The 13,935-nt window shown below is 37.7% G+C and carries 14 protein-coding genes and 1 tRNA gene; 6 read left to right on the forward strand and 9 right to left on the reverse strand.

Features of this window, described 5'->3' with window-relative positions; translation table 11 throughout:
- Positions 1 to 214: 214 nt before the first annotated feature.
- A tRNA-Gly gene (locus IJ535_RS01690) sits at positions 215 to 287 on the forward strand.
- A gap of 871 nt (positions 288 to 1,158) precedes the next feature.
- On the opposite strand, the gene IJ535_RS01695 is transcribed toward IJ535_RS01690, so the two are convergent.
- Complete coding sequence (locus IJ535_RS01695; protein WP_294297973.1) at positions 1,159 to 1,971, reverse strand: hypothetical protein; 813 nt, start codon at positions 1,969 to 1,971, stop codon at positions 1,159 to 1,161.
- Positions 1,972 to 2,252: 281 nt separating this feature from the next.
- On the opposite strand from IJ535_RS01695, the gene IJ535_RS01700 reads away from it, so the two are divergent.
- From IJ535_RS01700 to IJ535_RS01720, 5 genes are all read left to right on the forward strand, one after another.
- Complete coding sequence (locus tag IJ535_RS01700; protein ID WP_294297976.1) at positions 2,253 to 2,414, forward strand: helix-turn-helix domain-containing protein; 162 nt, start codon at positions 2,253 to 2,255, stop codon at positions 2,412 to 2,414.
- Positions 2,415 to 2,607: 193 nt separating this feature from the next.
- Complete coding sequence (locus IJ535_RS01705; RefSeq protein ID WP_294297979.1) at positions 2,608 to 2,763, forward strand: hypothetical protein; 156 nt, start codon at positions 2,608 to 2,610, stop codon at positions 2,761 to 2,763.
- A 143-nt stretch (positions 2,764 to 2,906) separates the two neighbouring features.
- A complete protein-coding gene (locus IJ535_RS01710) occupies positions 2,907 to 3,692 on the forward strand; it encodes a hypothetical protein (protein ID WP_294297982.1) in 786 nt (261 codons plus the stop codon).
- A gap of 151 nt (positions 3,693 to 3,843) precedes the next feature.
- The gene (locus IJ535_RS01715; protein WP_294297985.1) at positions 3,844 to 5,214 is read left to right on the forward strand and encodes a TrkH family potassium uptake protein; all 1,371 of its coding nucleotides are present in this window, start codon (positions 3,844 to 3,846) and stop codon (positions 5,212 to 5,214) included.
- Positions 5,215 to 5,225: 11 nt separating this feature from the next.
- Positions 5,226 to 5,876 carry a potassium channel family protein gene (locus IJ535_RS01720; RefSeq protein ID WP_294297988.1) on the forward strand — a complete coding sequence of 217 codons (651 nt, stop codon included), beginning with the start codon at positions 5,226 to 5,228 and terminating at the stop codon, positions 5,874 to 5,876.
- 446 nt (positions 5,877 to 6,322) lie between these two features.
- Here IJ535_RS01720 and IJ535_RS01725 read toward each other — a convergent pair whose 3' ends face one another.
- The 8 genes from IJ535_RS01725 to IJ535_RS01760 all read right to left on the reverse strand — a co-directional run bounded on the left by IJ535_RS01725 (position 6,323) and on the right by IJ535_RS01760 (position 13,790).
- The gene (locus IJ535_RS01725; protein ID WP_294297989.1) at positions 6,323 to 6,718 is read right to left on the reverse strand and encodes a DUF3237 family protein; all 396 of its coding nucleotides are present in this window, start codon (positions 6,716 to 6,718) and stop codon (positions 6,323 to 6,325) included.
- 45 nt (positions 6,719 to 6,763) lie between these two features.
- On the reverse strand, positions 6,764 to 8,113 hold the full coding sequence (locus IJ535_RS01730; RefSeq protein WP_294297992.1) for an MATE family efflux transporter: 1,350 nt from the start codon (positions 8,111 to 8,113) through the stop codon (positions 6,764 to 6,766).
- Between the two features lie 120 nt (positions 8,114 to 8,233).
- Complete coding sequence (locus IJ535_RS01735) at positions 8,234 to 8,596, reverse strand: hypothetical protein (protein WP_294297995.1); 363 nt, start codon at positions 8,594 to 8,596, stop codon at positions 8,234 to 8,236.
- Positions 8,597 to 8,696: 100 nt separating this feature from the next.
- The gene (locus IJ535_RS01740; protein WP_294297997.1) at positions 8,697 to 10,019 is read right to left on the reverse strand and encodes an MATE family efflux transporter; all 1,323 of its coding nucleotides are present in this window, start codon (positions 10,017 to 10,019) and stop codon (positions 8,697 to 8,699) included.
- Positions 10,003 to 10,473, reverse strand: a complete 471-nt coding sequence (locus tag IJ535_RS01745) for a J domain-containing protein (protein WP_294298000.1) — start codon at positions 10,471 to 10,473, stop codon at positions 10,003 to 10,005. The genes IJ535_RS01740 and IJ535_RS01745 overlap by 17 nt, the downstream gene beginning before the upstream one ends.
- On the reverse strand, positions 10,470 to 11,669 hold the full coding sequence (locus IJ535_RS01750; protein WP_294298003.1) for a bifunctional folylpolyglutamate synthase/dihydrofolate synthase: 1,200 nt from the start codon (positions 11,667 to 11,669) through the stop codon (positions 10,470 to 10,472). Before IJ535_RS01750 ends, IJ535_RS01745 begins: the two co-directional genes overlap by 4 nt.
- Before the next feature lie 8 nt (positions 11,670 to 11,677).
- A complete protein-coding gene (locus IJ535_RS01755; protein ID WP_294298005.1) occupies positions 11,678 to 12,514 on the reverse strand; it encodes a DegV family protein in 837 nt (278 codons plus the stop codon).
- A gap of 121 nt (positions 12,515 to 12,635) precedes the next feature.
- On the reverse strand, positions 12,636 to 13,790 hold the full coding sequence (locus tag IJ535_RS01760) for a transglutaminase domain-containing protein (protein ID WP_294298008.1): 1,155 nt from the start codon (positions 13,788 to 13,790) through the stop codon (positions 12,636 to 12,638).
- Positions 13,791 to 13,935 lie beyond the last annotated feature (145 nt).

A 13,935-nucleotide genomic window follows, 5' to 3' on the forward strand; every position in this document is an offset into this window, starting at 1 on the left:
CTAGTGTTTATCTTTGACGGAGACAGTCTTATCTCCATTGAATACGACAGCGCTTTGAACTTATAAAAAGGCTGAATTGTCTGAAAAACAAAGGGATTTTTTAAAGCTTTGCAACTTTAGAAAATCCCTTGACTTATGAGTAGTTGTACTATAGAATACATATTGTTGTTGAGGCAAACAAGTAGCCAAGTTGGCTGAGATTTGTTTCGAAAATGCGCGAGTGGCTCAGTTGGTGGAGCACCACCTTGCCAAGGTGGGGGTCGCGGGTTCGAGTCCCGTCTCGCGCTCGATAATTAAAATAGGCAGTATCGCAATTGCGGTACTGCCTATTTTAGTTATCGGGCACTTCAATCGAGACGGGACGACCTATCTTGATTTCATGAGCTTGCGAATGAAATCGAGATGTTTCCTTAATCCCGTCTCGCGCGTAGTTTGTTTAAGAATAATGTAGCATTGAATTAAAGAGAATTTGATGTTATAGTATAGATAAAGAAAGCACCCACTCCAAAGTGGATGCTCCCGAATTAGAGTTAATTAGCTCTCAGTGAGAGCCGCCTCTTTCGTTTGCCGACGAGAGAGGCATTATTTTTTTCGCTTGTTGTTCCTCTTATCGAGAAAGCTAAGCAACGCCAGTAAGAAACCACAAGCTGTAAAAAGCAATGCTAACATCGTTAGCATAATCATCAAGATTTCATAGTCCGTCATGTGCGTCACCTCCCTTCCATAGTGACATCCACTCTGTGGAGCACCTTATAGAATGGCTCGGGAGATTTCCACCTCGTCATGGGTACTTTCAGTGCAGACAAACTGCATGAATAAATATGGCACAAATGTTCTGTCTTCGCAATCGAACCTTCTAAGTTTCTTAGTACTTTTATTAGTTCATTTTTAACACCCAATAATGTATAAAACAAGTTAATAAAAAAGGGTACAAAATAGAAAAACTCCCAAAAAAGAGGAGCAAAAAATGAGGCATACAAGACGCCTCATTTCAATACTATAACTACGGATTTTTGAACTCTCAGTATGATTTATCTCTCAGGATGACTTGGATTTATTCTTCTTAAATTCTGATATTCATCATCTGCTATTTGCATAAAATCCTCCTTAAAGTATTTAAGGGCAACTTTAACAGCTACCCGTAATAATTTTTAAAAATTACTGAACTAGTTCACCATTTATATAAACTGTACCAGGAATAGGTATTCCATCAGGCCCTGCTTCACATTCCCAATAAGGTGGTTTTGTTTCTGTATAATCATATGTGGACCAGCACATGTTACCGTTGGGCAATTCTATACAAAACCAACCTTTTGAAGGTGCTAATTTAACTAATTCTGCTGGACAGTGCCAAACAACACCTGTATTTTTAGCTACAATATCGTATGGACTACTTGTAGTAGTTGAACTTGAATTACTTGAAGAACTATCTGTTGTCGATTCTGTGTTATTAGATGACTGCTGCTCATTTGAAACAGTCGCATTTGATGATGTAGTACTTTCATTCTTAATGTCTGATGAACTTGTATCAGAAGATGCATTTTCTTTATCTGAAGTCTGAACGTCTTCACTTTCAGTATTTTCAGAATCATCTGTCTCTGTTTCAAGTGATTCCTGGGCATCAGCTTCATTAGCTTGAGCCTGTTCAATTTCAGCTTCTGTAGCAGCAATTTCTGCTTCTATTTTTTCAATTTCGCCTTCAAAGTATTCCTTTGTTGAATCATAACTCTCATCAAAAGAATCATTACTTCCATAATAATCACTTAATGTAGAATCACCTACAAATGAATCATAAACAGCCTGCTTTGAATCTAATTCATCATTAGAATCAAAATCTCCCTTGTATTCCTCTATTAATTCCATTGCGGTTGCATATTTATTTGAGGAAGAAACATTAACACCTATAGCGATGCAAATTGCCACAATTACGATTGCTAAGATACATACTATTAAAACTTTCTTATTTTTCATTTCCTATTCCTTTCTCAATAGCTATTATTGTTTGGTGTTCGATTTCTGTGATAAAGTTTTTACATTCCTCGAGCCTAGATGGATTATTAATATATACCTTCATTGATTTCCCTTCACTGTAATAAGTTATATTGTGGATATATATATAATATTACACGTATATTATAACATATTGTGAATAACTCCACAATGTCGATATGCACAACACCTATTTATAATCAACTTATAAGATTATGCAGGGAGTGATGGAAATAATTAGTTATGCGCCTTTGTGGGAGACTATGAAGAAAAAAGATATTTCCCAATATCAATTACTGAAAGCGGGAATAGATAATAAGACATTAGATGGTTTTAAGAAGAACAGAAATGTTACACTTTTAACCATTGAAAAGTTGTGCGCGATTTTGGAATGCACACCGAATGATATTGTAGAATTCAAGTAAAAGCAGTTATCAAAGAGATTAATGATAACTGCTTATTTTATTAGTTTTTTAACCACAAATATAATCTGATAGGTATTGACTTACAGTTGCGTAGCGACTATTATGATTATAGTGAATGCGTCACATATCTCTGTGTGAGTTGTGACCCAGGGAAGTCTCTGCGGAGCTTCCCTTTTTTATATTTGGGAGAGTATTGGATAGTTCTGATTTTATAGAGTTTAAAAATAGTCTGAGCAAGTTAATTAAAAGATACCAGAGAGAATCAAAAGCAGAAATTGCAACAATGATTTTAAAAGAAATGGGATTTCCTAGTAATTGGGAAACTATAACCAAATATAGAAAATACTAAGACAAGTATCGCAAATATAAGGGGTACAAAAAGGGTCTTTGATATTAAATGATAAAAAATTAATAATAAGCAGCTTGAAAATCTCCCTCCGAATGCCTATACTAACTACAGTTAGTCGTATATAACTCGAGAGGAGAATGATTATGCAAAGAAAAACAGCTTTATTACTTACTTTAGTCATGGCAGCATCACTTTATGGGTGCGGTTCAACAGAAACAAATACTCAGGAATCATCAAACACTGATGTTGTGGAAGCTTCCAACAAGACTGATGAATCCCAAACAACAACACCAGCAGATGAAACTGAATCTGGTTATAATCTTTCGGCACTACAAGGAACATATGTCGAACTGTTCCCTGAATTTATGAAAGACGAATACAAAGACTGGTGGGTAGAATGCATTAACAAATATGAAACAGACCCAGATACTGTTGAGCAATATTACGCAATGCTTACAGAATCATACATTGGAACAGTAACTGGACAGGATGCTGTCGAGAAATATTCTGATGGTACATTCGTGTTTGACTGTTATTTTGAGAACGATATCAAAACAATCACTATAGAGGGTAATACAATTTCAGGAGAAGATGCAGAAGGCAATGATGTGTTTAGTCATGAATACACCTACGTTGAAGACATTGATGCATTACATGGCGAGGATGTATTACCTGGATATTTCCATGTTTTCAAAACAGAGGATACAGATGCTGGTGAATTTACATACTTTGCATTTACCGATGATACTCCTTCAGGTGAGTACCACATTGAATTTAGATATGGTGAATCATTGGATGGTATTGATGAATTCATGAGTGGCGACTATGCTTATTGGATGGCATCAGGTATAACTCAAGATTATGACGAGGAAATGATTCATAATTGCATCAAATTATTTGTTGATGAAAATGTCGGTGGCGAAGAGTAATTTTAAAAGTGTAAATCCATTTCCATCAATATTTTAAAGGACATATCTAATGGGATATGTCCTTTTTTATTTACATTTGTAAACGCTTGTACTATTATTTCTTTTTGTGATGTTAACATGTCACGATTCTCTTTGATATATGGAGATGTTTATGAAAAAGAAAAAAATATCATCGGTACAATTGATACCATTAAGTTTCTTGTGGGCGATTATTATAGGTGCGTTGCTTTTGATGCTTCCTATATCTTCTGCCACAGGGCAATGGACAAATCCGCTGGTAGCGCTGTTTACAGCCACCACTTCTACCTGTGTTACGGGGCTTGTTGTGGTAGATACCTATAGCTATTTCAGCCTATTTGGTCACATTATTATCCTGCTTATGATTCAGGTAGGTGGTCTTGGTATTATCACAGTTATTTCTATGGTAATGCTCATCACCCAAAAGAAGTTTTCTTTGGGCGATAGAATGATGCTACAGGATTCCCTTAATCTAAAAACAGATGTAGGTATTCTAAAGATTTTAATTAGAATCTCAAAAGATGTTGCTAAGATTGAATTAACGGGAGCAGCACTTTATGCCATATATTTCATTCCAGAATATGGCATTGCAAAGGGAATATGGTTCTCCATTTTCCACTCTGTCTCGGCCTTCTGTAATGCAGGTATAGACATTATTGGAAACAACAGTCTGATGGATTATAAATCAAATCCATTGATTATGATTACAACCATGCTTTTGATCATTCTAGGTGGTTTAGGATATGTAGTTTGGTTTGATATGTCCGAAAAAATCAAAGCTGGCATCGTTAAAGGATTTACACCTGTTCAGATTTTTAAAAGATTTACAGAACACACTAAACTGGTTGTGGTTGTGACAGTAACTACTTTCCTGATTGTTTCCGGTGCTGTGGCATTTTTTATTGCAGAATATAACAACCCTGGCACACTTGGTAACCTTTCGCTTTTTGATAAGGTTATTAACAGCTTTTTTGAATCAATCACTTTAAGAACTGCAGGATTTTCATCCATCCCACAGGAGAATATGACAGATTTTTCATGTGTCATATCATATACACTGATGTTTATTGGTGGCTCTCCTATCGGTACAGCAGGCGGTGTAAAAACAATTACTATTTTCCTGGCTTTATTAAATATTATTGCCTACATCCACGATGATGATCAAAGCATAATTTTTAATAAACGTGTTACAGATGAAAACATGCGTAAAGCAACTGTTATTGTTGCTGTGGCTACATTTACAATTATAATTTTAACCCTGGCATTAATCGTTACAAACCCTATCAACATTCAGGACGGACTATACGAGGTTATCAGTGCTTCCGCTACTGTTGGATTGTCTCGTGGCCTAACTTCAAGCTTGAATAGCGTAGGACAGATTATAATAATTATTGCCATGTATCTGGGACGTATAGGTCCTATCTCACTTGCAATTTTCTTTGCTGGCAGAAGCCATCATAAGTCAAAATGTAGATATGTAGAAGGCGAATTTTTCGTAGGATAAGGAGTTTATTGATGAAAAAGACAATAGCAGTTTTAGGTTTAGGAAAATATGGAATAAGTCTTGCTAAAAGCATGTACGAAATGGGTGCTGATGTTTTAGTTGTAGATAACGATAGAGACAAGCTAAAGGATATGGACGGCTTTTGTACTGCCGCTGTTTGTGCCGATTTAACAAACGAAGATGAAGTTGAAATGCTTGGTCTTAAAAACATGGATATCGTAGCTGTTGCTATGGCCGGTAATCTTTCTGCAAGTATTATGTCTGTTGCCGTAGCTAAAGAAGTTGGCGTACCTCTTGTAGTTGCAAAAAGCTCATCTGACAGAATGACATCCATTCTTAAAAAAATAGGTGCAAATAAAGTTATCGTGCCTGAGGAATACGGCGGAGAACAATCCGCTAGAATTCTTGCTTCTGATACATTCTTAGATTATTTCAAGGTAGATGACAATCTATGTATGGTAGAAATGTTGCCAATGGACAAATGGGTTGGCAAAAATATGATAGAATTGAATCTTCGTAAAAACTATAAGATAAACGTAATCGCTTATATGAATCATGAAACTGGTCATTGGAAGATTCTCGACCCAGCAGAACCATTAGAAGCTGAAAACGAGCTCTTAATTGTCTTAGAGCGTGACTACCTCTATAGAATTAATAAATAATCGGTTTTTTTTCTATATTTAAGTGAGAATCATGTTTTTCCAAATACACTTAACTATAAATTGAACAAAAGTTAAGTGTATTAAAATGATAATTTTTTTCACTTAAAAATCCATATTGCTGTTAAGTGTATTTATGGTTTACAAAAATAAACTTAACATTTTAATTGTAACTTTTGAGCTTCTTAAGTTTATTTCTTTTGAAATAGATATACACTTAAGAAGCTTACTTACTTTATTAAGTGAAAAAACATATTCTTATAATAAACTTAACTTTACCTAAAATGTTTTAATATATTTTAAGTGAATTTCTATTTTTCTTATATTCACTTAACCCACTTTCCATTTTTTAAGTGAAAAATTCATTTTTCCATTTTCACTTAACCTGCTCCCCGACAAATTTAAGTGAAATAGCCATTTTCAAACATTCACTTAACAAGAATACATCCCTATGCGAATATATGAATCACTACCCCATCAGGGGCGCCTTCAACGGTGCCAGTCAAGGCAGCTGTCTCCAAATGCTTAAGAGCAGCACTGTCTGTAAGCACATAGGGTTTTGTAGCCATGCTGCCATCAGAAAGAATCTTGCCATTATTTTCAATGAAAATACGGCAAGGCTGGCCTTCACTATCTACACCCTCCATAATGTATCTAGCAGAAAGGCTTACAAGGCCATCCTCCCCTATACGCTGAGTGTCAACTCCGCCAGGTAGAATCTTGCCTTTAAAATTATCGCAATCACAATCACCATCAAAAAGAATCATGGTAGCCCCATTACTACTACCCTTAACCTCTAATGCCTCTTTAATACGAACTCTAACAGTTAAAACCTCTTTTCCCATTTATAAATATCTCCTATTCATTATTCTCATATAAAACACTCAGAACTATCTGGTTAAATCCTTTACCCACTTGTATTTCCTGTAGTGAATAAATACCCATGGCAGCTTGCCTACCTCGTCGACGCAGGTGCAGGCATATACTGCAAGTACAGGCCATTTGAATACAAACGCACCAAGAAATGCCAGCGGCACTGCAATACACCACATGCTTACTGCAAGGCTATATACATCAAAAAGGGTATCTCCACCAGAGGCAAATACACCATTAATAATTACTGTATTGATAGCACGACCTATCATATAAAATGCCATAATCACCATCATGCCAACAAGATAGCGCTTTGCAAGTGGTGTTAGTATCATAAAGCTGGTAACAAGTGGAGTAACCAGTAAAATCACAGCTGTAGAAAACAATCCCACATACACGGATAATCTGGCAATTCTACCGCCGTATAGCTTACCCTTTACCAAATCACCTGAGCCTAGCTCGTTACCTACAATGATGCCACCAGCGGCGCTGATACCATCACACAGGCAGCACATCAAATCACGCACAACAGCTGCAACAGAATTAGCCGCAGCCGCATCTGTGCCCATGTGCCCCATTATCGCTGTATAAGAAGTAAAACCAACACCCCAGAACATAGCTGCACCAGCAAGAGGCATACCACATCTGATATAATCCCTTGCTAAGAGCTTATCCCTTACTATCAAATCACCTAAAGATGGATGAACGAAATCTTTTTGATAAGAAGAAATAACAGCCCACACTAGTTCGATAATTCTTGCAAGAAGCGTTGCAAGAGCTGCACCATTAGCACCTATAGCAGGTATACCAAGGAAACCAAATATAAAAATAGCATTTAGAATGATATTAATAACAACAGCACCAGAGCTGATAAAGGCACACCTGTCGGCATGATCTGTTACACGCATCATTCCAAGAAAACACTGGGAAAATCCTGTGAGTAAATAAGACCAACCAGCTATGCGAAGATATCCTGCGCCGATTCTAATAAGCTCTGAATCACTGGCAAATATCATCATCAACTGTCTGGAAAATCCTACACAAAGTACGCACACAAATAAAGATATTACAAAAGCAATTCGAAGGCTCATTCCAAATATCTTATGTATAGTCTGCTTGTCTCCTTTGCCCCAGTACTGAGCGCCTAGTATGGCAATAGAGCCTGTCACAGCACATAACATCATATTCTGTATAAACTGAATCTGAGTTGCAAGAGAAACTGCCGCCATAGAATTCTGCTCTACTCTACCAAGCATCACAGCATCACTGGCTGCCACAAGGGCTAGCATCAATGCCTGAAATGCCAGTGGCAATGTAAGATTAACCAGCCTTTTTAGAAATGCTTTGTCTTCAAATAAACGTCCCATTATTACCCCTCTTTTCATAAATCTGACTTTTAAATCATATCATTCCAGAAATAAATAAAAAAGCCCTAACGACTAGATTTTATCTAATCGCTAGGACCTTAACTCAAAATTCAAATAGTATTAAGAATACAACTTCTTAACATTGCTTTCTACAACATTATCTGCCTTGATTGTAAACTCACCATTAAGGAAAGCCTGGAGCTGACCTTTTGTATTGATAGCCTTGCCATTTAATAAAATAACAAAAGGCTTCTGACCATCCGCATTTAATGTCATTCTATAATCTACTCTATCAAGAGCATACTCAATTCCCATTTCGTAAGAATCAAAATAACTACGTGAATTTCCAAGTGTATGATCTGATGTAATCCAATATTCTTCAACAAGATTAATATTAGGATCAATCTGAGTCATCTTAACAAATTTTTCATTACAATCTTCCCTTAATAACTTGTACTCTTTATTAAGTGTTGTAAGTTCCATTTTTCACCTCATATATAAAACAATTACCTAAACCAATAGAACTTTAACACGTATTTTGTTATATGTCAACATTTAATTATAATTCAAGACTGATTTATAACTATTTCTTCCACAATCTCCCCAGTGGTGCTGTCAAAAAGATAGCCTTAAGCACATTGTCGGCAATCATACAGGTCCATACATAAACAAGCCCTTGGCCGAAGAAATGAATTCCTACATATGTAGCCAGGATTCTAACCAGCCACATTCCTGCAAACTCAATAACAAAAGGATATTTGGTCTTGCCAAGGCCATAATAAATACCCTCGGAAATAATGTACATTCCAAAGAATGGTTCTGAGAAAGCAACCATTTTAAGCACCTTAGAGCCAAGCGCTATAACGTTAGCATCAGATGTAAAAAATCCCATCAAAGGTGTTGCGAAAATAAATAGCAATATTCCGCTAAGAGTCATAACAGCAAGTGTACAAATAATACTGCTGACGCAAACAGCATGATATTTGTCGTGATTCTGCTCACCGTAAGAAATACCTACCATGGTATTAGCAGCAGATTTAAAGCCGTAACCGCCGATGTAGAATAGCTCCTCCGCTCCTACTGCAATGCTGTGAGCCGCAAATATGATGGTGCCCATGTGAGATACCAAACCAGCAAACACTACATAACCAGATGTGGATGCCACATTTATAAGCAATACAGGAAGTGACAGCTTCCACATCTTATGTGTAATATCCTTATCAGTCTTGAAGATACTGTCTTTAAAACCAAGATAAGGATTTCTGAAAAATACAAACAGTGTAAGTATTCCGCCAAGTGATGCAGAGATGCAGGTAGCATAAGCCGCACCATCTACACCTAAGCCAAATCCATAAATAAATATATAATCAAGTATTAGGTTAACAGCATTGATTAGCAAGCTGATAACCATAGGTGTCTTAGTATCCTTGGTAGCACGTATGGCAGATGCTAAGATGTACTGAACACTCTTTAACACAACAGGTACTGATATCCAAAAGAAATATCTGGTAGCAGCAGGCCTGATTGTCTCCTCAGCCCCCATCCATACAGCAACAAACGGGGTAACTGCAAGACAAATAATCTCCAGCACTGCTCCAACGCCAATGGCAAAAATCAAGCTTTGCTTAGCCACCTGCTTTATTTTATTCTCTTCACCTGAGCCGATAGCCTGTGCAATAAGTGTCATGGCTGCCACACCAAAGGCGTAAGGCATACTTCCTATAAGCCAGGTAATGGTGGTAGATGTAGATACAGCAGCGGTAGCATTTGCCCCTAATCGACCTACCATGGCAGTATCCACATACTGCATAAGAACAGACAGAATCTGCTCTAGCATAGTAGGAAGTGCTACTGTAACAACACTCCAAAATATATGATTATTTTTAATATTACTCTTTTGAATCATCACTATCCTTTTCCATTCCATTTGCCCATATCATAGACTGAATTGCCCTGGCAACCCTGATGGCATCAATAGCCTCCATGGCACGTTTATATTCAGCCTCCTGCTTTTCGTATTGGGCAGCAAAATCCTTTTGTTTTTGTTCAAACTCCTTAGCGCGGCGTTCCTTGGCTTCCTTAGCCTTCTTTTGAAAGGCTGCATAATCTGCGTTAGAAGCGGTATTTCGCTTTCCGGTCTTTCCCACAACTCTGCTATGGGTCAACACCTTATTATCGTTGTCGTTGCACAAAAACTTATATGCCTCCGTGATGCGATTATAGGCAGTAGCATCATCGCTGCCGGTCACATCAGGATGGCATTTCTTAACTAGTTCCTTATAAACATTTTTAATCTGAGCCGGACTGGCATCTGGCCCTAGTCCTAGCATCATCAAAGCTTCATGCCTGGTTTTAATCATAACTCTTTTAATACTTCCCCAATAAAATACAATGAACCAAATGCTACTATCTTTTCGTTATAGCCCTTAGCAGCAGCCAATGCCTTATCATAAGAATCAAAAGCCTTAGCCTCTATTCCAAGAGAGCTGACACTATCTGCTAACTCCCTGGCCTGTAAGGCTCTGCTATATTCCACATTAACTGTAAAAATACGCTTAGCCTTTGGCGCAATTATTCTGGCCATCTCCAAATAATCCTTATCTGCCATTACTGCCATTATAAATGAAAATTGCTCATTTGAAAATTCGGCATCCAGACTATCATACAATGCCTGTACTCCAGATGGATTGTGTGCCCCGTCAATCATAACAAAAGGCTCATGTGAGATGATTTGCATTCTGCCTGGCCACACAGCATTTGCTAAGCCACTGTCAATAATATCCTGGCTGATGCCACCTAAGCATTTAATCACCTCTACTGCAACTGCAGCATTTCTACGTTGATACTTACCAAATAGCCCTAGCTTTTGTTCTGATGATACTGAGCCTGCCAGCACATATCTACTGCCAAGCTGATTACATCTATCTATGATAGTATCCCTGGCGCCAGCTGGCATATCTCCTATTACAACAGGAATGCCAGGCTTGATAATGCCTGCCTTTTCACCTGCTATAGCCTCTACTGTGTTACCAAGATACTGGGTGTGCTCTAATCCAATAGATGTGATGGCGCACACCCTTGGAGCCTGAGCCAAACCATTGGTAGAATCCTTGGCCCCACCTAGGCCTGTTTCAAGAACAATGTATTTAACCCCTTGCTCCTTAAAATACAAAAGAGCCATAACAAGCCAATAATCAAACATAGTAGGCTCTAAATCCAGCTTAATGCCAAGCAAATGGCTACCTAATCTAGCTACATCCTCTCTGCTAATCTGTTTACCATCTATTTGGATGCGTTCCGTATAATCAATAAGATGTGGGGATGTAAAAAGCCCCACCTTAAAGGATTCTTTAGACGCAAAAGAAGCAGCCTGCAAGATACTACTTACAAAAGCTGCTACCGACCCTTTGCCGTTGGTACCAGCAATGTGGATGATGTTCATCCCATCCTCGGGATGATTAAGAACTGCTAAAAACTCCTTAGTAACATCCCTACCACATGCCTTACCAAAACGGCGCTTATTATCAATTGTATTAACTACTTCTTCGTATGTCATAAAATTTATTAGACCACCAGGATTACTCCACCGTCATTTGCATACATGGTGCTAACGCCCCTCATATCCACAATGAATATATCCTTGAATGTGGCCAACGACTCCATTTTTTTCTTTAATGATAGAGCACGTTCAGGACAGTTGCAATGAGAAATTGCAACAATTTTGTTCTCACAGTTTGTTGTGACATCCATAACACACTTTGTCATTTTATCAATGGCCTGATTCATACCACGGCCCTTAGCAAGCTGTTGGATATAACCAATCTCTGTAGAACCCATAACAGGCTTGATATTAAGTGTCTCTGCTATGGCTGCCTTCAGCCCTGATAATCTACCGGATTTTCTAAAGGTCTCAAGTGTCTCAAGCACAAAGAATGTGTGCTGCTCTTCGATATAAGCCTCTACTGTCTCAACAACCTGTTCAAAAGACATGCCTGCATTCTCACACTCAGCAATCTTCATACCGATAAGTGTCTCACCTATAGAAGCTGATTTAGAATCAAATACGTGAATGTTCTTAGATTCATCATCCTCCTCAAATAAATCCTTAGCTAAGCAAGCGCTATTGTATGAGCCTGAAAGCTGGGAAGATAATGTAACTAAATAAATGTTATCTGCATCACATTCCATCTCTACCATGTAGGCATTAGGGGATGGACATGCAGATTTAGGTGCATTAGGACTAGCTGCAACGGCCTTAATAAAGCTGGCCTGATCAAATGTTTCATCATCAACTATCTGATTGTCATCTATCTCAAGAGTAAGTGGAACATTGACAAAATGCCCGTCTTTTTTCATTTCCTCTGTGAGCTCACCGCAGCTATCTATAATAACTTTATACATAATATCCTCATTCCTCCCACAAGGTGGGTTATTTGATATCTGTATTATAGCACCCAAGTCTCTCTACGTAAATAGTTTTTATTAATTCATCATGTAGTTTTTAAAACTACATGTATTTTTACTAATTCCATTTTACCGTAATTACATTGGAAACCTCATCCAATAAATAGTAGACAGATGGCAAATCCGGACAATAGTCAGATATATGCTTCTCATCGAAGAAATATGTTATCACCCTGGAATACAAATCTGTATTACTGAATTTCAGGGATATTTCATCTTCCCCTGACATGTAAGATTCGTTAAGCTTCTGCCCTATGGAATCCACACCAAACCAATCGTAATACAGCCCCTCATGCACATAATAATTATCTGCATTGGATAAGCACTCAGGCACCTCGAAGGATGATGTGATTACATGATTCTGACTGATTTCCTCTGTTGTCATTGCAAGGTATGCGTAGTTGATTCTGCCAGCAGCATCATTATTACTGTCTAGATATTTGCTGTTACCCCAGGTTACATCCATATAATAGTAAGCATCATCAAGATATACCAGGTTCCATGCGTGGCTTTCGTTGTTGGCAGTACCTGTTATTATGGTACTTTTGATTCCAAGCTGGTCCAATAGATACCAGGCAGCATCAGCATACCCTTGGCATACTGTAGATTGATATAGGAAAACACTAAGGATGTTTTGGTTTTCCACACTGTCCTTGTCGTACTCAACATTGTTTATAAGTGTTTCAAATACATAAAGGGCCTTATCGTAATCACTGGCAGATACACTAATGCCTGATAGCCAGTCCTGCACCACAGCATCTACCTCAGCCTGATAAACATCCTTCTGTTCCTCAGTCATGGAATACTTAGGCTCAAATTCCAAACCAACCACTTCATCATTGTTAGTGTATGTGTTATATTGATAACCTTTAATCCAAAAGAGATTACCATAATCGGCCATAACAGCCTCGTAGGCATTTGCCAGCACATCTTTATCCTTGGTAGATAAGGTTATTCGATTTTTAAAGTTAACGATACAATCGTAGATTTGATCGTATGTGATTTTTTCATCCTCACCCAGCTGTTGATAGGCATACCTATCATAAGAAACACTTTCTACAACAACCGCATCCCCTATCATGGAATTCTTTATTGTAGTTTGAATGTTTTTTGTATTTTTTGTATCAAGCATAAGGCATACTCCAAGAAATATGCCTAAGGCTATCATTGATGTTGTTAATAGGTTAAGTAAAAATCTTAATAGTCTTTTCAAAATCAGCCCTCATCTGCACTACGGTAACAACATTTTCGTTACTAGCTTTTAATAAAAAAAAGCAGCGTAGCCATTACTACGCTGCCTCTCCCCTTAATCCTTTTTTTATTGCCTATAGCTTGTTTTTCATAACATAACCAAAGGT

The organism is Pseudobutyrivibrio sp. (assembly GCF_017471675.1).
Lineage (GTDB): Bacteria > Bacillota > Clostridia > Lachnospirales > Lachnospiraceae > Pseudobutyrivibrio.